The following is a 25,411-nucleotide window of genomic DNA, read 5'->3' as shown; positions in this document are numbered from 1 at the left end:
AATCTACCTGCGGGCACTGACAGGGCCGGGCCACGGGGGCGTGGGCCCGGTCCGGGGCCGGCAGGATTCACCAGGTGTTTCCCCTGGGGAATCCGGCGGCTCACGGGTTGGTAGCCGCGCCTACCCGCACACAAGTGATTCCAACCACTTCTTGGTCCCGGCGGGCACCCGCGGGTCCCCTTGCGGGTGGTCGTGCGGGCACGGGCGCGGCACCGTGGTCGTCCCCGGGACCCCTGCGGGAGCCTGGTGGGTCCTGCCGGTCCTGTACGGCGCCTACCCACTCAGGCGGGGGTGTCGTCGCTTTCGTCCTCGTCGTTTTCGGCCAGAACCGGCGAGGCGTGGTGGGACCACATCTTCCAGCCCTCGGTCGTGCGCCGGAACACGTTCGTGGCGACCACGAGCTGGCCGACGAGCGGGCCGAGCTCCTCGCCGGCGTCGGGCGCGGGGCCGCCGCTGAGGATGTTCTCGGTGCAGGTCACCAGGGCGGTGTCGCCGGTGACGGAGACGTGCACGTCGGTGAGGAAGAACTGGATGTAGTCGGTGTTCGCCATGATCAGCGCGTACGACCTGAGGACCTCGCCGCGTCCGGTGAGGACCGGCCAGCCCGGGTGCACGCAGGAGATCACGCCGGCGTCGGCCGGGTCGTGGTAGGTCTCGTCGACGCCGAGGTCGGTGGGGGTGAGCCAGAGCTTGGAGAGCTGCTCGAAGTCGCCGCGCTCCACTGCCTCGTAGAAGGCGGTGTTGGCCGCCTCCACCTGTTCGACGTCGGTGTGGGGGGCGCTCACCGGGCTCCTTCAGAGCCGTGCGCGCCGTCACTCCCGGCCTGCGCGCCGGGTGCGGTTCCGGCGTCGCGGGCCTCCTCGATGGCGCGGGTGACGCGCACCGCGTCCGCCGTGGCGCGTACTTCGTGGACGCGTACGGCCCATGCGCCGGCCTGGGCCGCGAGTGCCGACACGGCGGCCGTGGCGGCGTCGCGCTCCCGGGCGGGCGGCGGCTCGCCCTGCGGGCCGGCGAGTACGCGGCCGAGGAACCGCTTGCGGGAGGCGGCGACGAGGAGGGGGTGGCCGAGGGTGAGCAGCCGGTCGAGGTGGGCGAGAAGGACGAGGTCGTGCTCGGCGTCCTTGGAGAAGCCGAGGCCGGGGTCGACGACGATGCGGTCGGGGGCGATGCCGCCCTCCAGGACGGCCTCCACGCGTGCGTGGAGCTCCTCGACGACCTCGGCGACGACGTCGGCGTACACGCCCTTGACGTTCCCGCCGTCGAGGAAGCCGCGCCAGTGCATGACGACGAAGGGGGCGGCGGCGTCGGCGACGACCGGGATCATCGCGGGGTCGGCGAGGCCGCCGCTGACGTCGTTGACGAGGGCGGCGCCTGCGGCGAGGGCCTGCTCGGCGACGGACGCGCGCACGGTGTCGACGGAGATCGTGACGCCCTCGGCGGCGAGGCCGCGCACGACGGGGATGACGCGGCGCAGTTCCTCGGCCTCGTCGACGCGGGTGGCGCCGGGGCGGGTGGACTCGCCGCCGACGTCGACCAGGTCGGCGCCCTCCTCGACCAGGGCGAGGCCGTGCTTGACGGCGGACGTCGTGTCGAACCAGCGGCCGCCGTCGGAGAAGGAGTCGGGGGTCACGTTGACGACTCCCATGACCGCGCACCGGTCCCACTGGGGGAGGCCCGCGACGCGCCCGCGTCCGCTGTGCTTGCTCATACGTTCAGCGTATGCGCTCCGCCGGGAGGGCCGGGACAGGTGGGTGGGCGGCCTGCGGGTCCGTCGTGGCCGGTCGCGCGGTTCCCCGCGCCCCTTTGCGGCGCTGCCGCTAGGCCGCTTGGATGTCCCGTTCTGCCGCGCGGTGTGCGCAGGGGCGTCGCGTGGCCGTGCGGCGGCGCAGGAAGCGGGGCAGCGGCAGGGCCATGTTCACGAAGCCTTCCGCCTGCATCGCGGCGAGGCCGAGGCGGGGCAGGTCGGCCGAGGCGCGGTAGACCACGAAGCGGGGCTCCCAGCGGGGCTGGAACTTCGCGTTGAACTTGTACAGCGACTCGATCTGGAACCAGCGGGAGAGGAAGACCAGCAGTCCCCGCCAGGCACGCAGCACGGGGCCCGCGCCGATCTTCTCGCCGCGTGCCAGGGCCGAGCGGAACATGGCGAAGTTGAGGGAGACGCGCGCGATGTCGAACTTCGGGGCGGCCTGGAGGGCGGCCACGATCAGCAGTTCGTTCATGCCGGGGTCGGCCGCGCGGTCGCGCCGCATCAGGTCCAGCGAGACGCCGTCGGTGCCCCAGGGCACGAAGTGCAGGATCGCCTTGAGGTCGCCGTAGGGTCCCGGCTCGTCGTCCGCCTTGTGGGCGGTGGCGATCAGGCAGTCGCCGTCGGACGGGTCGCCGACGCGGCCGAGTGCCATGGAGAAGCCGCGCTCGGTGTCGGTGCCGCGCCAGTCCTCGGCGGCCTGGCGGATCCGCTCCAGCTCGGTCTCGCCGAGGTCACGGACACGGCGTACCCGGGTCTCGTAACCGGCGCGCTCGATGCGCTTGACCATCTGGCGCACATTGCGCATCGCGCGGCCGGTGAGCGAGAAATCCGGGACGTCCACCACCGCCTCGTCGCCCAGTTCGAGGGCGTCGAGCCCGGTCTCGCGGGTCCAGACCTCGGCGCCGGTCTCGGAGCAGCCCATGACCGCGGGGGTCCAGGAGTGGGCCTTGGCCTCGTCCATGAAGCGTTCGATGGCGCCGGGCCAGGCCTCGACGTCGCCGATGGGGTCGCCGCTGGCGAGCATCACGCCGGAGACGACGCGGTAGGTGACCGCGGCCTTGCCGCTGGGGGAGAAGACGACGGCCTTGTCGCGGCGCAGCGCGAAGTGGCCGAGGGAGTCGCGGCCGCCGTGCTTGGCGAGCAGGGCGCGCAGCCGGGCCTCGTCGTCCTCGGTGAGGGCGGCGGCCGGGTGCTCGGGGCGGAAGGCCAGGTAGATGGTGGTGATCGCGGTGAGCAGGCCGAGGGCGCCGAGGGAGAAGGCGACCGTCCAGGAGGTGGTGCCCTGGTAGTCGACCGGGCCCTCGAAGCCGAACAGGCCGTACAGGACGTGGGTGATGCGGTCCGCCAGGCTCGGGTCGCCGACGAGGGTCTTGGGGTGGGCGCTGACGATGACCAGGCCGAGGGCGAGCGAACCGGCGCCCATGAGGACGAAGTTGGCGAGCGCGCGCCAGCGGCTGCGCGGGTCGGGCAGGGCCGCGAACTGGTCGCGGTGGCGCAGCAGGGGCGCGAGCAGCGCGAGGGAGATCAGGACGCCGATGACGGAGTGGCGGTAGGTGAACTGCGCCACCGCTCCGGCCGGCAGCAGGACGACGGCGGCGCGCCAGGCCCTGCGCTTGCCGCGCTTGAGGCCGTGCGCGAGCAGCAGCAACAGCACGCCGGCGCTGAGCGAGAGGGCGGCCGCGAACGGGCCCGTCGCGCCCGGCAGCACCTCGGCGATGGCGTGCATACGGCTGTGCCGGAAGCGCGGGAAGACGCCGGCGCCGATGTCCAGCAGGCCGACCAGCGCGCAGGCCCTGCCGAGGAGGACGGGAACGGCCTCGGGGCGCGGGCCGCGCAGCACGTTCCGCACGCGGCTCGACAGATGCCCCACCTGGGGAGATCGTTGAGGAACCTTGCCCGACATTTCCACATCTGTCCTGACAGACATCGCATCCCATTAGTTCTGCGAGAGACCTTGGATCCGGTGCCGATTCGGGCATCCGGCGACATTGCGCCCTCTAGGACGGTGTCTTGAGGGGAGAGGTTCACTCGGCTTCCCAAAACCGTTTCAAAGGCCAAGGAAAGTCCGGGGCAAGCCCTTGCGAAGGTGCGGGGGAGGCGACGCGTGGGGCAGGTGTCCGCACTCGTGCTCCGGGCGGAAAGTGCGGGCAGGTAACCATCGATGGGTCTCACGAGCGACAAGGTGCTGGCGCTGGCGGTGCTCGCGGCCCTAGGGCTGTTCGTCGGCACGGTGTGGCTGTGGCCACGGCTGGCGCGGCGGGGCCCGCGTGCCGTCGCCGGGCGCGTCGGGCTGCTGCTCGCCACGCAGTTGGCGCTGTTCGCGTCGGTCGGCCTCCTCGCCAACCAGGTCTTCGGGTTCTACGCGAGCTGGGCCGACCTGTTCGGGCAGGAGAAGGACCAGGGCGTCGTCGTGGACCACGTGCCGGCGGGCGGGCCGCTGCGGGTCGCCGAGACGCGGCGGGTGCCGGGGGCGACGAGCGCCGGTCCGCAGCGGAGCGGCCGGATCGACAAGGTCGACATCGTCGGCCGTACGACACGCATCGCCACGCCCGCGTATGTCTATCTGCCGCCCGAATACTTTCAGCCGGAATACCGGACGCGTACGTTCCCCGCAGCCGTCGTCCTCACCGGCTATCCCGGTACGGCCCAGGCGCTGGTGGACAAGCTCGACTACCCGCGCACGGCCGCGCGGCTGGTCGGGGAAGGCCGTATGGAGCCGATGATCCTGGTGATGATGCGTCCCACCGTGGCCCCGCCGCGCGACACCGAATGCGTCGACATCCCCGGGGGACCGCAGACCGAGACGTTCTTCGCGTCGGATCTCCCCGAGGCCGTGAGCGGCCACTACAGGGTCGGCGGTGATCCGGGCAGTTGGGGCATCATCGGCGACTCCACCGGCGGCTACTGCGCGCTGAAGCTCGCCATGCACCATCCGCGCGTGTACGCCGCCGGGGCGGGACTCTCCGCCTACTACAAGGCGCCCATCGACGCCACGACCGGCGATCTCTTCCACGGCGACGAGGAACTGCGCAATCGCGCGAACCTGTGGTGGTACCTCGCGCACATGCCCGCTCCGGACACTTCACTGCTTGTCAGCAGCAGCAAAGTTGGAGAATCCAACTACAAGGACACGTTGAAGTTCATTGAGCGCGTGAAGGCGACCGGGCTGACCCGGATCTCATCGATCGTCCTCGAAAGCGGAGGGCACAACTTCAACACCTGGCGGCGGGAGATTCCGGGGACGCTCCAGTGGCTGAGCGGACGGCTGGACGGCAGGTGAGGTGGCCGATCCGGCTCTTTGATCTTGTTTCGTGGCCAATTCGGTGACGGAACTGAATCCTGATGCCAAGTGAACGACTCGGGATGGCTGTCTTTTTACGGGGCGGGGCGCCAAGATTCGCCTACGCGCGGTAAGTTTCTGGCCATGCCACGTGGACGTCACCGCCATTCCCCGCCCTTGCACAGGATGCTGCCCCCGTCGGCCATCGCGGGCGTGTCCGTCGTCTGTGCGCTCGCCCCCTGGGTGTTCTCCCAAACCATGGCGTTGCGCGGCTTCGCCGCGGCCGCCGCGGCGACGGCGGTCGTGGGTGCGGTCGTCATGCGCCGCTGGGACACGCACGCGGGCAAGCAGGTCGCCGACCTCACGCGCGCGCGTGCCAGCGACGAGTGGCGGCACGAGGAGCGGGTCGCCGAGCTGGAGGCCGACCTCGACGAGTCGCGCGAGCTGCGCGTCAAGCTCGAACAGCGGCTGCGCGGCAAGCGGGCCGAGCTCGCCGGGCTGCGCAACGAGCACGCCTCGCTGCTGCGGCGGTACGCCACGGCGGAGACCGAGCGCGCGACCGTCCTGGAGGAGCGCCGGGTTCTGGAGATAGAGGCCGCCGCGCCCGCGCGGGCGCTGCCGCCGGTACCGGAGCCGGGTGACGGAGAGGCGGAGGCCGCCGACGACGCCGCTGCCGAGTTCGCCGAGGCCGAGGAGGCGGGGGCTGTGGCTGCCCCGGCCGAGGCGGAGGGCGTGGACGACGTGGAGAGTGTGGCGGACGACGACGCCGAGGCGATCCAGGACGACGAGGACGACGAGGTCGCGGAGGCCGCCGAAGAGGCGCCCGTCGACGCGAAGGTCTTCTCGCCGGAGGGTTCGCGGCTGTTCCTGCGCGCCAAGGCCGCGTTGGCGCGGTTCGACAAGGACGGTGAGCCGGAAGCGGACGGTGAGGTGAAGGGCGAGGCGTCCGACGGGGACTCGCCGGAGGAGACGTCGGCCGAGGAGACGTCCGCCGAGGACGAGTCCCAGTCGCCCGTCGCTGAGTCGTCCGTGGACGAGGCGCCCCTGGGCGAGGCGTCGGAGGACGGGTCGGCCGCCGACCGGTCGGCCGAGGACGAGTCCGTGAAGGCCAAGTCCGCCAAGGACTCCGTGGACTCCAAGGAGGAGCCCTCCAAGGACGGGTCTCCGAAGAACGACCCCCCGAAGGGCGACGGCCCGTCCGGCGGCAGGCCGTTGAAGGACGCCTCGGGCGACGCCGAGGTGGAGGGGGCCGGCGCCTCCGAGACGGAGCCCGTGCTGGAGGACGACCCGCAGGGGAAGCCAGGGGCGGTCGACGGGCATGAGCACGCGGCCGCCGTCACCCCGGCAGGCGCCCTGGCCACGACCCGGCCGGCGCTGCCCGCCGCTCGGCGCCCCGCGGGGCACTTCATCGAGCCGACCGCGGTGGCCGTCGCACCGGCCGCGCCCGTACGGCGCCCGGCGGTCGAGGGCGGGTTCGACTTCTTCGGCACGAAGCAGGGCACGGAGCCGTCCGCGCTGGAGTCCGTGCAGAACGAGGACCTCGCCGACGTCGTCGGCCAGGAGGCCCTCGCCCTGCACAAGGCCGAGTCCGAGGCCGAGTTCAAGCCGGCCGACGAGGAGTCCCGGGGCATCGGCCAGGTCATCGACCTGACGGCGCACGACGAGACCGAGCAGATCGACATCCAGGGGCTGCGGAGCGCGGTTTCCTGACGCCGGACGGGCGGCGGCTCGCTCAGGCCCGCCGCCGCCACTTTCCGGGACGGCTCATGCTCGGCACCTCCAGGGGATGGCACAGACCACCTCTCAGCCACAGCGCAGGCCACGTCCCGGGGACGGGCGTAGGCCACCTCCCGTGCCGGGCTCACGCCACCTCCCGTGCCGGGCTCACGCCACCTCCCGTGCCGGGCTCACGCCCCACCGGGACGGGCCGGGCTCAAGCCCCCTCCGGGGCCGGGCTCAAGCCCCCTCCCGGGACCGGCTCAGACCCCCCGCCTCCAGGGCGACGCCTCACGCCACCCCCCGGCACCGCTCAAGCCATCCACCGATCCGGCAGGGCATCGCGCCGCCCCGTTCGGGATCGCTCCGTCTGGCCCCGGAGCAGCTCCGACGCCTCCTCGGCGTCCCTCAGACGGGCGGTGACCGTCTTGTTGGCCCCCGTGTCCACGTGGACGTCGGCGACGCCCCACAGGCGCTCCCAGGGGCCCTGGGCCAGGCGGACGCTCTGGACCTTGGCGTGCGGCACCAGGGCGAGGCTGCGGCGGAGCAGGCCCGTGCGGGCGGCGAACACCGCGTCCGTGACGGCGAGGCCGTAGCCGCGCCACCACAGGGGCACGCACCTGCCCGCGCGGCGCGGCGGACGGGACAGGGACGCGCGGCTCGGGACCGTCACCCCGGGCAGCACGCGCGCGACGACCGACTCGGCGACCTCGCGCGGTGCCACCGGGAGCAGGAGCGAGTTGGCGGAGCCGGCCACGTCCAGTTCCACCCGCACCCAGCCGCGTCGTCGCCACAGCAGCGGCTCGACGATCCTTACCGTCTGCACGCGGCCCGGCGGCACCGTCTCGTGGGCGCGGTCGAGGAGGCCGTGGTCGATGCGCAGACCGTCCTGCGACTCGCCCACCGTCCAGTCGTACTCGGTGACGAACCGCCCCACGCTGCTGGCCCCCGCCGCGCCGACCAGCGGGATCGCGGTGGCCAGGACCGTCCACGCGCTCTCGGTGACCAGCCACAGGACCGTCGGTACGACCAGCGCGGCGCCCAGCGTCGCCCAGGTCGCGCCGGTGAGGACGAGGGAGGTGGCGAGGACGCCCGGCGGGACCCGCAGGAGCTGCTGGGACGGTGCCTCACCGACCTCGTGCGCCGTCTCGGGGGCGAAACCGGCGGCGCGCGCGAGGAGTTCCGCACGCAGGGCGCGCGCCTCCTCCGCGCCCAGGAAGGCGAGTTCGTCCTTCTTGTCGGCGCCTATGACGTCCAGCTTCAGCTTCGCGACGCCCGCCACGCGCGCGAGGAGCGGCTGGGTGACGTCGATCGCCTGGATGCGTTCCAGCCGGATGTGCGCGGTGCGCCGGAACACCAGCCCGGTGCGGATGCGCAACTCCGCGTCGGTCACGGCGAAGTGCGTGTACCACCAGGTGAGGAAGCCGTACAGGGCGGCCGCCGGAAGCAGCACGGCGAGCGCGATCAGCAGCGTGGTCGTGGTCAGCCTGGTGAGCTGGCGCTGCGCCTGGTCCGGGTCGTGCACCGCCCAGCCGATCAGCACGGCAACCGGCGCCCATGCGCGCCTGAGCGGCGTCACGGGGTGCAGGCGCCGCTCGGACACCGGCGGCCGCTCGCGTACGGCGTCGCCGACGCCTGGCGTCGTCACAGGCCCGCCGATCGTGCCTCGCCGAGCTCGGTGAGCCGGTCGCGCAGCCGTTCCGCCTCCGCCGGATCGAGGCCGGGGATGGTGGCGTCGGTCGCGGCGGCCGCCGTGTGCAGCTGCACGCTGGCCAGCCCGAAGTGCCGCTCCACCGGACCCGAGGTGACCTCGACCAGTTGCATACGGCCGTACGGCACGACTGTCTCCTCGCGCCACAGCACGCCCCGGCTGATCAGCAGGTCGTCGGCGCGCTCGGCGTAGCGCCACGAACGCCAGTTGCGGCCCAGCATCACCCAGCCCCACGCCATCAGCGCGAGCGGCAGCGCCGAGAACGCCGCCCAGCCCGGCCCGGCGAGCAGCCCGAGCAGCAGTCCCAGGCCGATCGCCAGCAGTCCCAGCCACACCACCAGCAACAGCCGGCGCATGCGGAGCAGGCCCGGCGGCAGGCCGGTCCACCCCGGCTCGTCCCCCGCCCGCTCGTCCCCCGCCGTTCCCGTGTTCTGTGGGCTCCCCGTCTCCATGGGGCCAGCGTACGTAGGAGAGACTGTGTCCATGACTCCTACGACGGAGACCATGGTCGGTATCGGCGGCGCCGCGGAGAGCACCGACATGGTGCTCAACATCGGCCCCCAGCACCCCTCCACGCACGGCGTGCTGCGTCTGAAGCTCGTGCTGGACGGCGAGCGCATCATCAGCGCGGAGCCGGTGATCGGCTACATGCACCGCGGCGCCGAGAAGCTCTTCGAGGCCCGCGACTACCGCCAGATCATCATGCTCGCCAACCGCCACGACTGGCTGTCGGCGTTCTCCAACGAGCTGGGCGTCGTCCTGGCGGTGGAGCGCATGCTGGGGATGGAGGTGCCCGAGCGGGCCGTGTGGACGCGGACGCTGCTCGCCGAGCTCAACCGGGTGCTCAACCACCTGATGTTCCTCGGGTCGTACCCGCTGGAGCTGGGCGGGATCACGCCGATCTTCTACGCCTTCACGGAGCGCGAGGAACTCCAGCACGTGATGGAGGAGGTCTCCGGCGGGCGGATGCACTACATGTTCAACCGGGTCGGCGGCCTCAAGGAGGACCTGCCGGCCGGGTGGACCACACGCGCGCGTACCGCCGTCGCCGACGTGCGTTCCCGCATGGACCGCTTCGACGACCTGGTCCTCGGCAACGAGATCTTCCGGGGGCGCACCCGGGGCGTGGGCGCTCTCACTCCGGAGGCCGTGCACGCGTACGGCGTGAGCGGGCCGATCGCGCGCGCCTCGGGCGTCGACTTCGACCTGCGCCGCGACGAGCCCTACCTCGCCTACGGCGAGCTGGGGGACGTCCTGCGCGTGGTGACCCGGCAGGAGGGCGACTGCCTCGCCCGCTTCGAGTGCCTGCTGGAGCAGACCCACGTCGCCCTCGACCTCGCCGACGCCTGCCTCGACCGGCTCGCCGAGCTGCCGCCGGGGCCGATCAACCAGCGGCTGCCCAAGGTGCTGAAGGCGCCCGAGGGCCACACGTACGCGTGGACCGAGAACCCGCTCGGCATCAACGGCTACTACCTCGTCAGCAAGGGCGAGAAGACCCCGTACCGGCTGAAGCTGCGCTCCGCGTCGTACAACAACATCCAGGCGCTGGTCGAGCTGCTGCCGGGGACGCTGGTCGCGGACATGGTGGCGATCCTGGGGTCGATGTTCTTCGTGGTCGGAGACATCGACAAGTAGGCGGCGAGTAGGCGCCAAGCGGCCGGCCCGTCAGTCCGTGGGGCCGCCGCCCTGCCCATGGGCGGCCAGTACGTTCGGAATTCCAACCGACTGCAGGAGCCAGCCGAAGTCACCCAGCCCGCCCGGCGCCGTCAGCTCGGCGGCCTCGCCCGCGCCCGCGAGGGCCCGCACGTACTCCGCGGGGCGTGTGGAGGCCAGCTCCAGCGGGGGGCGTGCGCCCGAGATGCCCAGGGCGTGCAGGGCGGCGCGCTGGGTCAGCAGGACCGCTCCGGGCAGGGCGCAGGCATCCAGTGCCACATGGGCCGTGATGTCGCACGAACCGTCCGGGACGGGCGCCGTCTCGCGGCCCTCGCGGAAGCCGGTGAGGGTGCCGAAGGGCGGTCGGGCCTGCGCCGAGTGCGCGTAGTCCACGGCGACCGCGAGGCCCCGGTCCAGCGTCCCGGCCGCGGCGGCCCAGGCCTCGTCCCGCGGCAGGCCGACCTCGGCCCGCGTCCCCTGGGCGCCCCCCGACGGCCACCACCGCTCCAGCCACCGCGCCTCCGCCCCGGAGACCGGCTCCCCGAGGCGCTCGGTGCCGTCGCGCCGCACGAGGACCCGGCGCGATACGCTCGCGGAGTCGACCTCGGCGACCTCCACGGGCACGTTGTCCAGCCACTCGTTGGCGAACAGCAGGCCCGTGATCCGCGGCGGCGGCTCCGGCAGCCACTCGATTCGGTGATCCAGCGCCTGCGGGCGGTCGGCGATCTCGACGGCGTACGCACGCGTGCGTGCCGCCACCTCGGCGGGCAGGGCGGCCAGGACGCCCGTGACCAGCTCGCCGCGTCCGGCGGCCATGTCGACGAGGTCGAGCCGCGCGGGACGCCCGAGGGCCTCGTCGACGCGGCACAGCAGCCGGGCCACGGCGTCGGCGAAGAGCGGCGAGGCGTGGACGGACGTACGGAAGTGCCCGGCCGGTCCCTCGGGGCGGCGGTAGAAGCCGTCCGGCCCGTAGAGAGCGGCTTCCGCCGCCGTGCGCCACCCGTGCCACTCACCCGTCGCCTCTGCTGTCACCGGCCCAGGCTAAGCGCACGGAAGAACACAGCCTCCACCTTGGGGAGTACGCGCGCGGGGTGCGGATCGGCCCTCCGGTTGACCCCTGCACACATCTCGCTTCCCTACGCTGGGTTACGTGCAGCGCCTCTACGACTTCATCCGCAGACACCCGACATGGGTCGACAGCTTCTGGGCCGTCTTCCTCTTCGGGATCTCTGTGGTCACCGTGGCCGTCCGCGACGAGGGCGGACAGAACCCTCCGGGCACGGACTCGGAAGCGGCCATCGTCGTGATGGTCCTCCTGCTGTGCCTGGTGATCGCGCTGCGCCGGCGGATGCCGGAGAAGATGCTGCTGCTGGCCATCGGAGTGGGGCTTGCACAGCTGGCCCTCGACGTGGCGACGACACCGGCCAACTTCGCCTTCCTGGTGATCACCTACACCGTGGCCGCCACCGGCGCCCGCTGGGCCTCCCGGACCGCGCTGGGCGTCGGCCTGTGCGCGGCACCCCTGGCACAGCTGCGCTGGCCGGAGAGAGACTCCAGCGTCCTGGGCAACATCGCGCTGATGATCTTCCTGACGGTGCCGTTCGCGCTCGCCTGGGTCCTCGGCGACTCGATCCGCACCCGCCGCGCCTACTACGAGCAGCTGGAGGAGCGCGCGACCCGGCTCGAGAAGGAGCGCGAGGCGCAGGCCAAGGTCGCGGTCGCCGCCGAACGCGCCCGGATCGCACGCGAGCTGCACGACGTCGTCGCGCACAACGTCTCCGTGATGGTGGTGCAGGCCGACGGCGCCGCCTACGTCCTCGACGCCGCCCCCGACCAGGCCAAGAAGGCCCTGGAGACCATCTCCTCCACCGGCCGCCAGGCCCTCGCCGAGATGCGCCGTCTGCTCGGCGTGCTGCGCACCGGCGAGCACCAGGAGGGCGGCGAGTACGTCCCGCAGCCCGACGTCGAGCAGATCGACGAGCTCATCCAGCAGTGCCGCACCTCCGGCCTGCCGGTCGACTTCAAGGTCGAGGGCACCCCGCGCCCGCTGCCCAGCGGCGTCGAGCTCACGGCGTACCGCATCGTGCAGGAGGCGCTCACCAACACCCGCAAGCACGGCGGGCCGAACGCCGGCGCCAGCGTGCGCCTGGTCTACTTCGACGACGGTCTCGGCCTGCTCGTCGAGGACGACGGCAAGGGCGCCCCGCACGAGCTGTACGAGGACGGCGGCGCCGACGGCAGCGGGCACGGCCTGATCGGGATGCGGGAGCGGGTCGGCATGGTCGGCGGCACGCTGGACGCGGGGCCGCGTCCGGGCGGAGGATTCCGCATCAGTGCGCTGCTGCCGCTCAAACCAGCACACTGACCTCTGAGCCATGCCCCTTGTTGACACCTGTAACGGCCCTGTAGACGCATACGGAAGAGACGGAAGAGGACCCCGATGGCGATCCGCGTGATGCTCGTCGACGACCAGGTGCTGCTGCGCACCGGGTTCCGGATGGTGCTCGCCGCCCAGCCGGACATGGAGGTCGTCGCGGAGGCGGGCGACGGCGTCGAGGCCCTCCAGGTGCTGCGCTCGACCGCCGTCGACGTCGTGCTGATGGACGTGCGCATGCCGAAGCTGGACGGCGTGGAGACCACCCGCCGCATCTGCGAGGAGGCCGAGCCGCCCAAGGTGCTGATCCTGACCACCTTCGACCTCGACGAGTACGCCTTCTCCGGGCTGAAGGCGGGCGCCTCCGGCTTCATGCTCAAGGACGTGCCGCCCGGCGAGCTCCTCGCCGCCATCCGCTCGGTGCACAGCGGCGACGCGGTCGTCGCCCCGTCCACCACCCGGCGCCTGCTGGACCGGTTCGCGCCGATGCTGCCGTCCGCCGGGAAGGAGCCCCAGCACAAGGAGCTGGAGCGGCTCACCGACCGGGAACGCGAGGTCATGGTGCTGGTCGCGCAGGGGCTGTCCAACGGGGAGATCGCCGCCCGGCTGGTGCTGTCCGAGGCGACCGTGAAGACCCACGTCGGCCGCATCCTGACCAAGCTGGGGCTGCGCGACCGGGTGCAGGTGGTGGTCCTGGCCTACGAGACCGGCCTGGTCCGCGCCGGCGGGCACGGCTGACGCGGCACTGGGGCGTGACCCCGGCGTGACCGGTGCCCACTAGGGTCTGCGCATGCTCCTGTGGATCAACGGCCCCTTCGGGGGCGGCAAGACACAGACCGCACACGAGATCCGGCGCCGTCTGCCCGGCAGCGTCATCTGCGACCCGGAGCACGCCGGGTTCGGACTGCGCCGCACGCTCCCGCCCGAACTGCGCGGCGACTTCCAGGATCTGACGTCCTGGCGGCAGGGCGTCGTCGAGGTGCTCGACCTCGCCCTCACCAAGCACGACGGCGTGGTCATCGCCCCCATGACGGTCACGAACTCCGACTATTTCGCCGAGACGGTCGGCCGGCTCGGCGAACTCGGCCACGACGTACGGCACTTCAGCCTCCTCGCCCAGCGCGAGACCGTCCTGAAGCGGCTGCGGGAGCGCGGCTTCGGGCACCTCCTTCAGCGCGTCGCCGGGAAGAACGCCGGGCTGCGCCGGGAGAGCTGGGCCGTCCGGCAGCTCGACCACTGCCTGGAGCGGCTGCGCGAGCCGGAGTTCGCCGAACATCTGTGGACGGACCACTCGACCGTGCCGAAGACGGCCGACCGTATCGCCGTCCTGGCCGGACTGCGGCTTCGGCCCAACAACGAGGGCGCGCTGCGGACGCGGCTGCGGCAGGCCGGAGTGGGGATCAGGCACATCCGGCTCGACTGAGCCCCGGGGCGGGCTGCCGTCGAACGACGCCCTTGAGCTCCGATGCGGGCCGCTACCGGAGGATGCCCTCCAGGAAGTCGCTGCCCAGCCGGGCCACCACCGTCACGTCCAGCTGGTGCAGGACGTAACGGCCGCGGCGGCGGGTGGTGACCAGGCCCGCCTTCTTCAGAACGCCCAGGTGCCGGGATATCTCCGGTGCCGTCATGCCGTGCACCTGCGCCAGCTCGCCGGTGGTGTAGGCGCTGCGGGCGAGGTGGCGGCAGATGCGCATCCGCACGGGGTGGGAGAGCGCGGTCATCCGCAGGGCCAGCTGCTCGACCGAGGGCGGCGCGGCGAGCTCGGGGGAGCCGACCGGGTAGTGCAGCACCGGCTGCCATTCGTGGCGGTGCAGGACCATCAGGTGCGGCCAGCCGAGGCTCGTCGGGACGAGGAGGAGGCCGCCGTCCGCGACGGCCGTGTGGCCCTCGCCCAGCTTGTCGACGGTGATCCGCGCGGCCGGCTCGTCCAGGGTCACCGCCGGGGACACCGCGGCCAGCGCCTCCGCGAGGCCCTTGTGCCGCAGCAGGTCCGTCTTGTGGCGGGCGTCGTTCGCCAGCTGGTGCCGCAGCCGGGACCAGGCTTCCGCGAAGAACGCCTCGTCGCAGTCCTGGAGGAACTGCCGCAGCCAGGCCCTGATCCGCGGCGGGTCGACGAGCAGCCGCTCGCTGAACCGCAGCTGCCGCGGCCCCCGCGCGGCGGCGAGGTCCAGCGCCCGGTGCCGCACTTCGGGGTCGGACAGCGCGTCCGGCCCGCCGGTGCTGTACGGCAGGGCGCAGGTGAACTCCAGGGCCGCGTCCACGAACTGCTCGTCCGTGAGCTTGTCCAGCTGGTCGAGCTCCTCCGCGAGCGTGGCGCCCGGCAGGGTGCTGCGGCCCGGGATGCCGGCGAAGGGCATGAACAGGTCGGAGAAGGTCGTCCGCCACAGGAAGTCGGCCTCGCACATCCGGTCGGCCAGATGGGAGTCCAGCCGGGCCGTCACGCCCGTCACCCAGCCCTGGAGGCCCGGGTGGTGCCCCGGCTCCGACAGCGCGTGCAGCGCCATGCCGAGCTCGGCCAGGGGCGAGGGCACGACGGCGAGCCTCTCCGGCCGCAGCCCCGCGATGTCGATGGTCACGCTCATGTACTTCATGGTGCACCCCGCCACTGACAACGCCGTCGTCGATTGACGGCCGCCGTCAATCGACGCGACGCGGCGGCGGCACCCGGCGCAGCCTGGGACGACCGGGGCAGCCGCGGAGCCCGATCACCCACCCACGTCATGTCTCCTACGTCCCGAGAAGGCGATCGGCCATGAGCATCACCCAGCACTACCTCCTCGACACCTACCGTGCCCGGCAGCAGGGCGAGGCGCCCCCTCCGGCGCCCGGCACCCACGACTGGCAGGTCATGCGGGAGATCCGCGACCACCGCCGGTTCAGGGCCGTCGTCGCCGGTCGCCCGGCCCACGGGCGGATACGGCACGCCCTGGGGCGGTGGCTGCACGGGCGGCCGCGCTCTACCTGGTGACCTCCTCGGTCAGCAGGGCCACGAACCGGGCGACGGCCTCCCGTACGTCGGCGGCCGTCCACTCCAGCCCCGCGGCCCGTACGTAGACCTCCGTGAAGGCCAGCCCGGGGCCCTTGGCCTCCCAGCCGTTCGCGAACAGGACGGTCTTCGTCACCTCGGCGTGCCGGATCGCGGCCTCGGCGACCACGTCGGCGTCGTACGGCAGCCAGACCTGGAACTCGTTCGTGTGCGGCGGCTCGGGGTGGATCCGCATCCACGGCACCCCGGCCGCCGCGAACCCCTCGCGCAGCGCGGCGGCCACCACGCGCGCGTGGGCGACGTACTCGGGCAGCCGGGGCAGCTCCCGCTCCAGGCCGGCCAGCGCCGACAGCGCGGTCGGGAACTGCTGGAAGACCATCCCGCCGTACCGGTGCCGCCAGGCCTTCGCCTCGTCCACCAGCGTCTTCGGGCCGGCGAGGGCCGCGCCGCCGAAGCCGTCGAGGGACTTGTAGAACGACACGTACACGCTGTCCGCGAGGTCCGCGATCTCCTCCAGGGAGCGGTCGAAGTGGACCGTGGACTCCCACAGGCGGGCACCGTCGAAGTGAACCACCGCCTCCCGCTCGCGCGCCGCCTCGACCACCTCCGTGAGCTCCTGCCACGTGGGCAGTACGAAACCGGCGTCCCTGAGAGGCAGTTCGAGCATCAGCGCCCCGAAGGGCTCGTCGAAGTCCCGTACCTCGGCGGCGGTCGGCAGCCGCGGCTCGCTCGTCACACGGACTGGGCGCAAGCCGCTGACCTGGCTGAACGCGTTCCGCTCATGCATCTCGGGGTGCGCAAGCGCATGCAGTGCGACGGTCGGGTTCCCGGTACGGCCCGCCCAGCAGCGCAGGGCCACCTGCTGGGCCATCGTGCCGGTCGGGAAGAACGCGGCCGCCTCCTTGCCGAGCAGTTGGGCGGTCTTCTCCTCCAGGGCCTCGACGATGCCGTCGCCGTAGAGGTCCGACGGCGTGTCCAGGTCGTGCAGGTCCAGCGCACGCGCCTCGTCCAGCAGCGCCAGGCGCTCGCGGAGGGTCCCCAGGAAGCCGGGGCGCGCGAGTACGCGCCGCGCGCTCCGGTAGGCGGCGATGCGCCGCTCACGGCGCTGCTTGCGCCGCTCGTCGTCCGACACCTGCTCGTCCGACAATTGCTCGCCGGGATCCGCCCCTGCCCTCGCCCCTGTCCCCTGTCCGCCCCGTTCCGCCCGCTGCCGGTCGCTCCGCTCCGCCGTATCGCTCATGCCCGGGATCATCCCGCGCCCCCACCTGCGCGGGCATCCGCATTTCCCGCCGCGGCCCGCCCGAAGCGTCCGCCCCGGAAGGCGTGGCGAAACCCACAGCCTGTGGACAACCGAACGCCTCTCGAACCAATCGCGTTAACATGACGAGAAATCGTCCGGTACCCCGAGCGGACTGGAACGGGAAGGCCGCCGTCGCGTGAGTACAAGCCAACAGCCAGATCCCAGGGACCGCCCCGCGCGGCTCTCCGTCGGTGTCGTCGGCGCCGGCCGGGTGGGCCCCGCGCTCGCCGCGTCCCTCCAGCTCGCCGGACACCGCCCGGTGGCCGTCTCCGGAGTCTCCGACGCCTCCCGGCGACGGGCCGAGCGGATGCTCCCCGACGTGCCGATGGTGCCGCCCGCCGAAGTGCTCGCGCGCGCCGAACTGGTGCTGCTGACCGTCCCCGACGACGTCCTGCCCGGCCTGGTCGAGGGCCTCGCCGAGACCGGTGCCGTCAAGCCCGGCCAGCTGCTGGTGCACACCTCCGGGCGGTACGGCGCCAGGGTCCTGGACCCCGCACTGCGCGCGGGCGCGCTGCCGCTGGCCCTGCACCCGGCGATGACCTTCACCGGCACACCCGTGGACGTCCAGCGCCTCGCCGGCTGCTCCTTCGGCGTCACCGCGCCCGAGGAACTGAGGCTGGCCGCCGAGGCCCTCGTCATCGAGATGGGCGGCGAGCCGGAGTGGATCGCCGAGGAACGGCGCCCGCTCTACCACGCGGCTCTCGCGCTGGGCGCCAACCACCTGATCACGCTCGTCGCCCAGTCCATGGACCTGCTCCGCGAGGCGGGCGTCGCCGCCCCCGACCGGATGCTCGGCCCGCTGCTCGGCGCCGCCCTCGACAACGCCCTGCGCTCCGGCGACGCCGCCCTGACCGGCCCCGTCGCGCGCGGGGACGCGGGCACCGTCGCCGCGCACGTCAGCGAACTGCGCAGGCACGCCCCGCAGACCGTCGCCGGCTATCTCGCCATGGCCCGCGCGACCGCCGACCGCGCCCTCGCCCACGGCCTGCTCAAGCCGGAGCTCGCCGAGGACCTCCTCGGGGTACTCGCCGACGGAACCGACGGAACCGACGGCAGCAACGGGACCGACGGCGCCGAGGGAGACGCCCGATGACCACCACCCTGCGCACCGCCGCCGAACTGCACGCACGCACGCGTGCCGGCCGGCGCGCCGTCGTGATGACCATGGGCGCCCTGCACGAGGGCCACGCCACCCTGGTCCGCACCGCACGCGCGATCGCCGGACCGGACGGCGAGGTCGTCGTCACCGTCTTCGTGAACCCCTTGCAGTTCGGCCAGGGCGAGGACCTCGACCGCTACCCGCGCACCCTGGACGCCGACGTCAAGATCGCCGAACAGGCCGGAGCGGACGTCGTGTTCGCGCCCTCCGTCGACGAGGTCTACCCCGGCGGCGAGCCCCAGGTCCGCATCAGCGCCGGCCCGATGGGCGAGCGCCTGGAGGGCGGCTCGCGCCCCGGCCACTTCGACGGCATGCTCACGGTCGTCGCCAAGCTGCTGCACCTCACCCGGCCCGACGTCGCCCTGTTCGGCCAGAAGGACGCCCAGCAGCTCGCGCTGATCCGCCGCATGGTCCGCGACCTGAACTTCGGAGTCGAGATCGTCGGCGTACCCACCGTGCGCGAGGAGGACGGCCTCGCCCTCTCCAGCCGCAACCGCTACCTCTCGCCCAAGGAACGCCGCACGGCCCTCGCGCTGTCCCAGGCCCTGTTCGCCGGCAGCGACCGGCACGCCGCCCAGGAGGCGCTGCGCGCACGCGCCCGTGAAGTGCCCGCCACGCGTGCGCGTGCCGAGGCGCTCAGCGCCATAGGGGAGTCCCGCGCCGCGGCCGACGCGCACGCCGTCGCCAAGGCCGTCCCCGGCGCCGCGGCCGCCGTCCGCGCCGCCGCCCGCCTGGTCCTGGACGAGGCCGCCCGCCTCGACCCGCCGCTCGAACTGGACTACCTCGCCCTCGTCGACCCGTCCGACTTCACGGAGATCACCGATCACGAGGACGAGTACATCGGCGAGGCCGTCCTCGCCGTCGCCGCCCGGGTCGGCACGACCCGGCTGATCGACAACATCCCCCTGACCTTCGGAGCCGCCTCGTGACCAGCACAGGCATACGACTGCACGCACCCGCGCCCGGGTGGTCCATCGCCGCGGATGTCGTGGTCGTCGGCTCCGGCATCGCCGGCCTCACCGCCGCCCTGCGCTGCGAGGCCGTCGGCCTGAAGACGGTCGTCGTCACCAAGGCCAGCCTCGACGACGGCTCCACCCGCTGGGCCCAGGGCGGCGTCGCCGCGGCCCTCGGCGAGGGCGACACCCCGGAGCAGCACCTGGACGACACCCTGGTCGCGGGCGCGGGCCTGTGCGACGAGAACGCCGTCCGCATCCTCGTCACCGAGGGCCCCGACGCCGTACGCCGGCTGATCGAGACCGGCGCCCACTTCGACGAGTCGGAGGAAGGCGGCCTGGAGCTCACCCGCGAGGGTGGCCACCACCGTCGCCGTATCGTCCACGCGGGCGGCGACGCGACGGGAGCGGAGATCTCCCGCGCGCTCGTGGAGGCGGTACGCGCGCGTGGACTGCGCACGATCGAGAACGCCCTCGTCCTCGACCTCCTCACGGACGCCGAGGGCCGTACGGCGGGCGTAACCCTGCACGTCATGGGCGAGGGCCAGCACGACGGCGTGGGAGCGGTCCACGCCCCGGCCGTGGTCCTGGCGACCGGCGGTATGGGCCAGGTCTTCTCGGCGACGACGAACCCGTCGGTGTCGACGGGCGACGGCGTGGCCCTGGCGCTGCGCGCCGGCGCCGAGGTGAGCGACCTGGAGTTCGTCCAGTTCCACCCCACGGTCCTCTTCCTGGGCGCGGATGCGGAGGGCCAGCAGCCCCTGGTCTCCGAGGCGGTACGAGGCGAGGGCGCCCACCTGGTCGATGCGAACGGCGTCCGTTTCATGCTGGGACAGCACGAACTCGCCGAACTGGCCCCCCGGGACATCGTCGCCAAGGGCATCATGCGACGCATGCTGGAGCAGGACGCGGAACACATGTTCCTCGATGCCCGCCACTTCGGCGCCGACATGTGGGAGCACCGCTTCCCGACGATCCTCGCCGCCTGCCGGGCGAACGGCATCGACCCGGTCACCACCCCCATCCCGATCGCCCCGGCCGCCCACCACGCCTCCGGCGGCGTACGCACCGACTCCCAGGGCCGTACGACCGTCCCCGGCCTTTACGCGTGCGGCGAGGTCGCCTGCACCGGAGTGCACGGCGCCAACCGCCTGGCCTCCAACTCACTCCTCGAAGGCCTGGTCTACGCCGAGCGCATCGTGGAGGACATCGCGGCGTCCCGGGCGGCGAACGGCCTGCACGCGCGCGTGCCGCACCCGGTGCCGTACCCCGAGACCCCCGAACACCCGCTGCTGGCCCCCGAGGCCCGCTTCGCGATCCAGCGGACGATGGCCGACGGCGCCGGAGTCCTGCGCTCGGCCGAGTCCCTCGCCAAGGCCGCCGACCAGCTCCAGCACCTGCGCACCGAGGCCCGCGACACCCTCACCCAGAACGGCAAGACGGCCGAGCCCGGCGTCGACACCTGGGAGGCCACGAACCTCCTCTGCGTGGCCCGGGTCCTGGTGGCCGCGGCACAACTGCGCGAGGAGACCCGGGGCTGCCACTGGCGCGAGGACGAGCCCGACCGCGACGACACTTCATGGCGCCGCCACATCGTCGTACGCCTGAACCCCGACCGCACACTGGCCGTGCACACCACAGACACCGCAGACTTCCCCCCGACCCGTCCCCAGGAGCAGTGACAGCAGTGACCACCCCCGACCTTCCCCTCGCCCCGAACGGCGGCTGCGGCGACGACTGCGCCTGCGGCGGTGGCGAGGAGTACCTGGAGTGCGGCCTCGACCCCGCACTCGCCGAACTCCTCGCCGAGGCGGGCCTGGACCCCGTCGAGGTCGAGGACATCGCGAACGTCGCCATCCAGGAGGACCTGGCGCACGGCGTGGACGTGACGACCGTCGCCACGATCCCCGAGGAAGCAGTGGCCACGGCCGACTTCGTAGCCCGTGAAGCGGGCGTGGTGGCGGGCCTCCGGGTCGCCGAGGCGGTCGTCTCGATCGTCTGCGAGGACGAGTTCGAGGTCGAGCGCCACGTCGAGGACGGCGAGCGGGTGGAGGCGGGCGACAAGCTCCTGTCCATCACCACCCGCACCCGTGACCTCCTGACGGCCGAGCGCAGCGCGCTGAACATCCTGTGCCGCCTGTCCGGCATCGCGACGGCCACGCGCGCGTGGGCGGACGTACTGGACGGCACCGGGGCGAAGGTCCGCGACACCCGCAAGACGACTCCGGGCCTGCGAGCCCTGGAGAAGTACGCGGTGCGCTGTGGAGGCGGGGTCAACCACCGCATGTCCCTGTCGGACGCGGCCCTGGTGAAGGACAACCACGTAGTGGCCGCGGGAGGGGTCGCCCAGGCCTTCAAGGCGGTCCGTGAGGCCTTCCCCGACCTCGCCATCGAGGTCGAGGTGGACACCCTGCACCAGCTCCGCGAGGTCGTGGACGCCGGCGCGGACCTGATCCTGCTGGACAACTTCACGCCGGGCGAGTGCGAGGAGGCGGTGGCGATCGTGGCCGGCCGAGCAGCCCTCGAAGCCTCGGGCCGCCTGACCCTCGACAACGCCCGCGCGTACGCGACCACCGGCGTCGACTACCTCGCCGTCGGAGCCCTCACCCACTCCTCGCCGATCCTGGACATCGGCCTGGACCTGCGAGCGGCGGAGTAGGAACCGGCATGCTGCTCACCATCGACGTAGGCAACACGCACACCGTCCTCGGCCTCTTCGACGGCGAGGAAATCGTCGAACACTGGCGCATCTCCACGGACGCCCGCCGCACGGCGGACGAGCTCGCGGTCCTCCTCCAGGGCCTCATGGGCATGCACCCGCTCCTCGGCGACGAACTGGGCGACGGCATCGACGGCATCGCCATCTGCGCGACGGTCCCCTCCGTCCTCCACGAACTGCGCGAGGTAACCCGCCGCTACTACGGCGACGTCCCCGCCGTCCTGGTCGAACCGGGCGTGAAGACGGGCGTCCCGATCCTCACCGACAACCCCAAGGAGGTCGGCGCCGACCGCATCATCAACGCGGTCGCGGCGGTCGACCTCTACGGCGGCCCGGCGATCGTCGTCGACTTCGGTACGGCGACGACGTTCGACGCGGTGAGCGCCCGCGGCGAGTACATCGGCGGCGTCATCGCCCCCGGCATCGAGATCTCCGTGGAGGCCCTGGGCGTACGCGGCGCCCAACTCCGCAAGATCGAGGTGGCCCGCCCCCGCAGCGTCATCGGCAAGAACACGGTCGAGGCCATGCAGTCCGGCATCATCTACGGCTTCGCGGGCCAGGTCGACGGCGTGGTCAACCGCATGGCCCGCGAACTCGCGGACGACCCCGACGACGTCACGGTCATCGCCACGGGCGGCCTCGCCCCCATGGTCCTGGGCGAATCCTCGGTCATCGACGAACACGAACCCTGGCTGACCCTGATCGGCCTCCGCCTGGTCTACGAACGCAACGTCTCCCGCATGTGACCGCGCCGCCCCAGCCCCCGCTTCGGCCTGAACGGCCTCGTCCTCAAACGCCGGACGGGCTGAAGGGGCGGGGCTGGCCGGCCGAATGGTTGCGGACCGACGTAGGACGGGCTGCAAGAAGCAGGCGGAGTCGAGAGGTGCAGCCGCGTACGGCGGCAAGGGGACGTGCCGGGGGGTGTCCGCCCGCAGCGGCGGGCGTCAAAAAAAGGGCACCCTCCTGACGCCGGGCAACCGCCCGACCGAGGACGGACACCCCCCGGCACGGCCCCGACCCACCCCCCACCCGCAGGCGCTACACGAACCCCCACCGAACCCGCACAGGCCGCCGCAGGCACCCCACCCACCCGAGTGTCACCCCACGCCACACCGCCCCCATATGCCGCGTTTGTCTGATTAGCGCGTATCGTCGGCGCATGCCCACGCCATACGGATCCCGCGGCGGCATGGCGTTCGGCGTGGAGGAGCTGCGTGTGCTCCGCCGCGCCCTCGACCTTGCCCTGACCCCCAGCCCCGCCCCGGCCCAGGACGTCGAGGCCTGTCTCCGTCTCGCCGAGAATCTAGACGAGGCGATGCGCGAGGGCGCCCGACTGCGTGCCTTCCTGGTTGCCGACCTCGCCCGCTACCGCGCCGCCCTCCCCGGCACCGCAGCCGGCTACCTGACCCTCCTCGAAGAGGCCCTCGGCGCCGGCTACCCCCCGATCCCCGAGGATCTCGCCGCCCTCAGGGCCCTGCGCGGCAACCCCACCGCAGCCACCCTCCTGGCCCGCTGCCTGCCCCTGGAGCGCGACACCGCCCACCCGACGGCCCCGCGCACCACGCCAATCATCCCGGCGTCCCGTACCCACCTCCAGGCCGTTCCTGGAGGCCGTTCCACAGGCACCCCCGGCACCCCCGGCACCCCCGCGCCCACCCCCGGCACCCCGCTCGACGTCCCGGCCCAGGCCGCCGCCGCCCAGGAACCCGCCAAACAACCCCGCAAGAAGCCCGCAGAAAAGCCGGCCACCCCCAAGCCCGACCCCGGCCCCGAGCGCACCCCCGCCCCGAAGCCGACCCGCCCCATCCCGACCCCCGGCGAGGTCTTCCCCCGCCGCAAGCCGACCCCACCCCCCACCAACCCTTCCCAACACCTCGCGGCAGGCTAAAGAAGCCCCCATCACGTGGCCGCACCACTCGGACCACACCCGCACCCGGGCGGCCGCCCACGCACACCAGGCGGCCGCCCACCCCGGCACCCACCGCCGGAACCCCCCACCCCCCTGGCTACCCTGGACGCATGGACTACGTCTCCGCACTCCTCCCCCCGGCCGTCATGGCCGTCTTCTTCATCGGTGTGATCCGAGTGATCGTGAAGACCCAGGGCGGAGCCAACAAGGCCAAGGAGGACGCCGTCGTGGACGCCGCCCTCGCGCGGGCGGAGGGCGCCCGGCAGGCCTCCGCAGCCAAGGACGCCTGACATCGGCCGCCGCCTCCCGGTCGGCGGCGGCATGCACAACGGCGTACGACTCCAAGCCTCGCGCTTTCCGAGTCGTACGCCCTTTTTGTTCTCGTTTGCCAGAGAAACTGCACGTCCGGCACGCGAACAACCGTAACTCCCACTATTGTGCTGAACTGTGCCTCGCCCATTGGGAGAACTCGAAGACGCGGTCATGACGCGGGTGTGGAAGTGGAACCGCCCGGTGACCGTTCGAGAAGTCCTGGAAGATCTCCAGCAGGAACGGTCCATCGCGTACACAACGGTCATGACCGTTTTGGACAATCTCCATCAGAAGGGCTGGGTACGCCGCGAAGCGGAAGGCCGGGCCTATCGATATGAGGCGGTCTCCACCCGAGCCGCGTACTCCGCGGCCCTCATGAACGACGCCTGGTCGCAGAGTGACAACCCCGCCGCCGCACTCGTCGCCTTCTTCGGCATGATGAGCGAGGAACAGCGCCAGGCCCTGCGGGACGCCGTACGCATCGTCCAGGTCCCGGAAACCCTCGAACCCCCGCCGACGGCGTCGTCCGATACCCGCGCCGTAACGGACACCGATACCGGCCGCGTCGATACCGGCAGCACCGATACCAGCACCGATAGCGACAACGCCGATACCCGCGGTTCCGATACTGCCCGTTCCGATACCGCCCGCGGCCAAACCCGCCGCTCCCAAACCCGGCGCTCCCAAACCCCCGCCCCGCATACCGGCACCGATACCCGGCCGGATACCGCAGGCGAGAACCCCGGCTCAGCACAGGAGCCCGACGGGCGATAGCGTCCGCTCATGTCAGCAGAGAGCCACTCGACCGGGACTCCCTCGGCCGAGAGCCCAGAAGTCAGCTCAAAAGCCATCACCGTCCGACGGGCCCGTACCAGCGATGTCCCGTCGGTACGTCGTCTCCTTGACGAGTACGTCCGCCGGCGCATCCTGCTCGACAAAGCCACGGTGACGCTTTACGAGGACATCCAGGAGTTCTGGGTCGCCGAACGTGACGACAACGGCGAGGTCGTCGGCTGCGGTGCGCTGCACGTGATGTGGGAAGACCTGGCGGAAGTGCGCACTCTCGCGGTGAAGCCAGGTCTGAAGGGCGCCGGCGTCGGTCACCAGTTGCTGGAGAAGTTGCTGCACACCGCTCGCTGGCTCGGCGTTCGACGCGTTTTCTGTCTGACCTTCGAAGAGGACTTCTTCAGCAAGCACGGCTTCGTCGAGATCGGTGAGACGCCGGTGGACACCGATGTCTACGCGGAGCTGCTGCGTTCCTATGACGAGGGCGTGGCGGAGTTCCTCGGTCTCGAACGAGTGAAACCGAACACCTTGGGCAACAGCCGGATGCTTCTGCATCTGTGATCGCGAAGGATCCTCCAAGGATCCGCAAGGTGTATTCCGCCCGACAGGCCGTGCCCAGGTGCCCTATGTCCGAAACGCGCATGTTTCCGGACGGTGCCCGGGCTGTGGGTCTCTCCCGGGGGTTTGTGTTTTTCCAGCAAAAGCGGTTTGCTTTCCGACGTACTGCAGTACTGCATATAACAGGGGACGGCGAAACGGCGGACGCCGCAGACCCCAGGCCCTCAAGTTATCGATGAAAGGAAATC

Annotated in this window: 24 protein-coding genes; 16 read left to right on the top strand and 8 right to left on the bottom strand. The window is 72.3% G+C overall.

Annotated elements, in window-relative coordinates; all coding sequences use genetic code 11:
* Nucleotides 1–281: 281 nt before the first annotated feature.
* From CP983_RS19015 to CP983_RS19005, 3 genes are all read right to left on the bottom strand, one after another.
* The gene (locus CP983_RS19015; RefSeq protein WP_107904543.1) at nucleotides 282–785 is read right to left on the bottom strand and encodes a nuclear transport factor 2 family protein; all 504 of its coding nucleotides are present in this window, start codon (nucleotides 783–785) and stop codon (nucleotides 282–284) included.
* Nucleotides 782–1,708, bottom strand: coding sequence for a dihydropteroate synthase (gene folP, locus CP983_RS19010; protein WP_150500647.1), 927 nt, complete (start codon nucleotides 1,706–1,708; stop codon nucleotides 782–784). Before folP ends, CP983_RS19015 begins: the two co-directional genes overlap by 4 nt.
* A 109-nt stretch (nucleotides 1,709–1,817) precedes the next feature.
* Nucleotides 1,818–3,650, bottom strand: coding sequence for a phosphatidylglycerol lysyltransferase domain-containing protein (locus tag CP983_RS19005; protein WP_150500645.1), 1,833 nt, complete (start codon nucleotides 3,648–3,650; stop codon nucleotides 1,818–1,820).
* Between the two features lie 258 nt (nucleotides 3,651–3,908).
* Here CP983_RS19005 and CP983_RS19000 point away from each other — a divergent pair, with 258 nt between their 5' ends.
* The gene (locus CP983_RS19000; protein WP_150500642.1) at nucleotides 3,909–5,027 is read left to right on the top strand and encodes an alpha/beta hydrolase; all 1,119 of its coding nucleotides are present in this window, start codon (nucleotides 3,909–3,911) and stop codon (nucleotides 5,025–5,027) included.
* Nucleotides 5,028–5,171: 144 nt separating this feature from the next.
* Nucleotides 5,172–6,737 carry an ICP22 family protein gene (locus CP983_RS18995; protein WP_150500640.1) on the top strand — a complete coding sequence of 522 codons (1,566 nt, stop codon included), beginning with the start codon at nucleotides 5,172–5,174 and terminating at the stop codon, nucleotides 6,735–6,737.
* A 319-nt stretch (nucleotides 6,738–7,056) separates the two neighbouring features.
* Here the strand turns inward: CP983_RS18995 and CP983_RS18990 are convergent, their stop codons facing one another.
* Both CP983_RS18990 and CP983_RS18985 read right to left on the bottom strand, forming a co-directional pair.
* On the bottom strand, nucleotides 7,057–8,391 hold the full coding sequence (locus tag CP983_RS18990) for a PH domain-containing protein (RefSeq protein ID WP_150500638.1): 1,335 nt from the start codon (nucleotides 8,389–8,391) through the stop codon (nucleotides 7,057–7,059).
* Nucleotides 8,388–8,906, bottom strand: a complete 519-nt coding sequence (locus CP983_RS18985; RefSeq protein WP_107904532.1) for a PH domain-containing protein — start codon at nucleotides 8,904–8,906, stop codon at nucleotides 8,388–8,390. The genes CP983_RS18990 and CP983_RS18985 overlap by 4 nt, the downstream gene beginning before the upstream one ends.
* Before the next feature lie 31 nt (nucleotides 8,907–8,937).
* Here CP983_RS18985 and CP983_RS18980 point away from each other — a divergent pair, with 31 nt between their 5' ends.
* Entirely contained in the window at nucleotides 8,938–10,089 is a 1,152-nt protein-coding gene (locus tag CP983_RS18980) for an NADH-quinone oxidoreductase subunit D (RefSeq protein ID WP_107904530.1), read from the top strand.
* Nucleotides 10,090–10,119: 30 nt separating this feature from the next.
* Here CP983_RS18980 and CP983_RS18975 read toward each other — a convergent pair whose 3' ends face one another.
* Complete coding sequence (locus CP983_RS18975; protein ID WP_150500636.1) at nucleotides 10,120–11,139, bottom strand: SAM-dependent methyltransferase; 1,020 nt, start codon at nucleotides 11,137–11,139, stop codon at nucleotides 10,120–10,122.
* A 118-nt stretch (nucleotides 11,140–11,257) separates the two neighbouring features.
* Between CP983_RS18975 and CP983_RS18970 the strand changes: the two genes are divergently transcribed.
* The 3 genes from CP983_RS18970 (at nucleotide 11,258) to CP983_RS18960 (ending at nucleotide 13,904) form a co-directional block, all read left to right on the top strand.
* Nucleotides 11,258–12,472 carry a sensor histidine kinase gene (locus CP983_RS18970; RefSeq protein ID WP_030967560.1) on the top strand — a complete coding sequence of 405 codons (1,215 nt, stop codon included), beginning with the start codon at nucleotides 11,258–11,260 and terminating at the stop codon, nucleotides 12,470–12,472.
* Nucleotides 12,473–12,547: 75 nt separating this feature from the next.
* Nucleotides 12,548–13,219 carry a response regulator gene (locus CP983_RS18965; RefSeq protein ID WP_107904526.1) on the top strand — a complete coding sequence of 224 codons (672 nt, stop codon included), beginning with the start codon at nucleotides 12,548–12,550 and terminating at the stop codon, nucleotides 13,217–13,219.
* Between the two features lie 52 nt (nucleotides 13,220–13,271).
* On the top strand, nucleotides 13,272–13,904 hold the full coding sequence (locus CP983_RS18960; protein WP_125529230.1) for an AAA family ATPase: 633 nt from the start codon (nucleotides 13,272–13,274) through the stop codon (nucleotides 13,902–13,904).
* A gap of 52 nt (nucleotides 13,905–13,956) precedes the next feature.
* Here CP983_RS18960 and CP983_RS18955 read toward each other — a convergent pair whose 3' ends face one another.
* Nucleotides 13,957–15,063, bottom strand: coding sequence for a DUF5937 family protein (locus tag CP983_RS18955; protein ID WP_150506692.1), 1,107 nt, complete (start codon nucleotides 15,061–15,063; stop codon nucleotides 13,957–13,959).
* Between the two features lie 170 nt (nucleotides 15,064–15,233).
* Between CP983_RS18955 and CP983_RS18945 the strand changes: the two genes are divergently transcribed.
* Nucleotides 15,234–15,449, top strand: a complete 216-nt coding sequence (locus CP983_RS18945) for a hypothetical protein (RefSeq protein WP_125529229.1) — start codon at nucleotides 15,234–15,236, stop codon at nucleotides 15,447–15,449.
* Here the strand turns inward: CP983_RS18945 and CP983_RS18940 are convergent.
* Nucleotides 15,439–16,707 carry a threonine aldolase family protein gene (locus CP983_RS18940; RefSeq protein WP_150500634.1) on the bottom strand — a complete coding sequence of 423 codons (1,269 nt, stop codon included), beginning with the start codon at nucleotides 16,705–16,707 and terminating at the stop codon, nucleotides 15,439–15,441. The two genes, CP983_RS18945 and CP983_RS18940, sit on opposite strands and share 11 nt — an antisense overlap.
* A gap of 196 nt (nucleotides 16,708–16,903) precedes the next feature.
* Between CP983_RS18940 and CP983_RS18935 the strand changes: the two genes are divergently transcribed.
* The 9 genes from CP983_RS18935 (at nucleotide 16,904) to CP983_RS18895 (ending at nucleotide 25,166) form a co-directional block, all read left to right on the top strand.
* Nucleotides 16,904–17,860, top strand: a complete 957-nt coding sequence (locus tag CP983_RS18935; protein WP_150500632.1) for a Rossmann-like and DUF2520 domain-containing protein — start codon at nucleotides 16,904–16,906, stop codon at nucleotides 17,858–17,860.
* Nucleotides 17,857–18,855 carry a pantoate--beta-alanine ligase gene (panC, locus tag CP983_RS18930; protein ID WP_150500630.1) on the top strand — a complete coding sequence of 333 codons (999 nt, stop codon included), beginning with the start codon at nucleotides 17,857–17,859 and terminating at the stop codon, nucleotides 18,853–18,855. Before CP983_RS18935 ends, panC begins: the two co-directional genes overlap by 4 nt.
* On the top strand, nucleotides 18,852–20,561 hold the full coding sequence (locus CP983_RS18925) for an L-aspartate oxidase (protein ID WP_107904516.1): 1,710 nt from the start codon (nucleotides 18,852–18,854) through the stop codon (nucleotides 20,559–20,561). The genes panC and CP983_RS18925 overlap by 4 nt, the downstream gene beginning before the upstream one ends.
* Before the next feature lie 5 nt (nucleotides 20,562–20,566).
* A complete protein-coding gene (nadC, locus tag CP983_RS18920) occupies nucleotides 20,567–21,538 on the top strand; it encodes a carboxylating nicotinate-nucleotide diphosphorylase (RefSeq protein WP_107904514.1) in 972 nt (323 codons plus the stop codon).
* 8 nt (nucleotides 21,539–21,546) lie between these two features.
* Complete coding sequence (locus tag CP983_RS18915; RefSeq protein WP_030967788.1) at nucleotides 21,547–22,344, top strand: type III pantothenate kinase; 798 nt, start codon at nucleotides 21,547–21,549, stop codon at nucleotides 22,342–22,344.
* A gap of 443 nt (nucleotides 22,345–22,787) precedes the next feature.
* Entirely contained in the window at nucleotides 22,788–23,486 is a 699-nt protein-coding gene (locus tag CP983_RS18910) for a hypothetical protein (protein ID WP_150506690.1), read from the top strand.
* Between the two features lie 131 nt (nucleotides 23,487–23,617).
* The gene (locus CP983_RS18905) at nucleotides 23,618–23,797 is read left to right on the top strand and encodes a hypothetical protein (RefSeq protein ID WP_107904509.1); all 180 of its coding nucleotides are present in this window, start codon (nucleotides 23,618–23,620) and stop codon (nucleotides 23,795–23,797) included.
* Between the two features lie 157 nt (nucleotides 23,798–23,954).
* Nucleotides 23,955–24,593, top strand: coding sequence for a BlaI/MecI/CopY family transcriptional regulator (locus tag CP983_RS18900; RefSeq protein ID WP_150500628.1), 639 nt, complete (start codon nucleotides 23,955–23,957; stop codon nucleotides 24,591–24,593).
* A 9-nt stretch (nucleotides 24,594–24,602) separates the two neighbouring features.
* The gene (locus tag CP983_RS18895) at nucleotides 24,603–25,166 is read left to right on the top strand and encodes an amino-acid N-acetyltransferase (protein ID WP_107904505.1); all 564 of its coding nucleotides are present in this window, start codon (nucleotides 24,603–24,605) and stop codon (nucleotides 25,164–25,166) included.
* Nucleotides 25,167–25,411 lie beyond the last annotated feature (245 nt).

The organism is Streptomyces chartreusis, from assembly GCF_008704715.1.
GTDB lineage: Bacteria > Actinomycetota > Actinomycetes > Streptomycetales > Streptomycetaceae > Streptomyces > Streptomyces chartreusis.
The sequence above is the reverse complement of the archived record's forward strand: the minus strand, read 5'-3'. Positions and strand labels throughout refer to the sequence as shown.

What these genes read in the sequence shown, in the direction of transcription:
- CP983_RS18995 (WP_150500640.1), top strand. Translation starts at nt 5,172, where the DNA reads ATGCCACGTGGACGTCACCGCCATTCCCCGCCCTTGCACAGGATGCTG.
- CP983_RS18945 (WP_125529229.1), top strand. Translation starts at nt 15,234, where the DNA reads ATGAGCATCACCCAGCACTACCTCCTCGACACCTACCGTGCCCGGCAG.
- CP983_RS18915 (WP_030967788.1), top strand. Translation starts at nt 21,547, where the DNA reads ATGCTGCTCACCATCGACGTAGGCAACACGCACACCGTCCTCGGCCTC.
- CP983_RS18895 (WP_107904505.1), top strand. Translation starts at nt 24,603, where the DNA reads ATGTCAGCAGAGAGCCACTCGACCGGGACTCCCTCGGCCGAGAGCCCA.
- folP (WP_150500647.1), bottom strand. Translation starts at nt 1,708, where the DNA reads ATGAGCAAGCACAGCGGACGCGGGCGCGTCGCGGGCCTCCCCCAGTGG.
- CP983_RS18960 (WP_125529230.1), top strand. Translation starts at nt 13,272, where the DNA reads ATGCTCCTGTGGATCAACGGCCCCTTCGGGGGCGGCAAGACACAGACC.
- CP983_RS19000 (WP_150500642.1), top strand. Translation starts at nt 3,909, where the DNA reads ATGGGTCTCACGAGCGACAAGGTGCTGGCGCTGGCGGTGCTCGCGGCC.
- CP983_RS18980 (WP_107904530.1), top strand. Translation starts at nt 8,938, where the DNA reads ATGACTCCTACGACGGAGACCATGGTCGGTATCGGCGGCGCCGCGGAG.
- CP983_RS18985 (WP_107904532.1), bottom strand. Translation starts at nt 8,906, where the DNA reads ATGGAGACGGGGAGCCCACAGAACACGGGAACGGCGGGGGACGAGCGG.
- CP983_RS19005 (WP_150500645.1), bottom strand. Translation starts at nt 3,650, where the DNA reads ATGTCGGGCAAGGTTCCTCAACGATCTCCCCAGGTGGGGCATCTGTCG.
- CP983_RS18910 (WP_150506690.1), top strand. Translation starts at nt 22,788, where the DNA reads ATGGCGTTCGGCGTGGAGGAGCTGCGTGTGCTCCGCCGCGCCCTCGAC.
- CP983_RS18955 (WP_150506692.1), bottom strand. Translation starts at nt 15,063, where the DNA reads ATGAGCGTGACCATCGACATCGCGGGGCTGCGGCCGGAGAGGCTCGCC.
- CP983_RS18965 (WP_107904526.1), top strand. Translation starts at nt 12,548, where the DNA reads ATGGCGATCCGCGTGATGCTCGTCGACGACCAGGTGCTGCTGCGCACC.
- CP983_RS18905 (WP_107904509.1), top strand. Translation starts at nt 23,618, where the DNA reads ATGGACTACGTCTCCGCACTCCTCCCCCCGGCCGTCATGGCCGTCTTC.
- CP983_RS18940 (WP_150500634.1), bottom strand. Translation starts at nt 16,707, where the DNA reads ATGAGCGATACGGCGGAGCGGAGCGACCGGCAGCGGGCGGAACGGGGC.
- panC (WP_150500630.1), top strand. Translation starts at nt 17,857, where the DNA reads ATGACCACCACCCTGCGCACCGCCGCCGAACTGCACGCACGCACGCGT.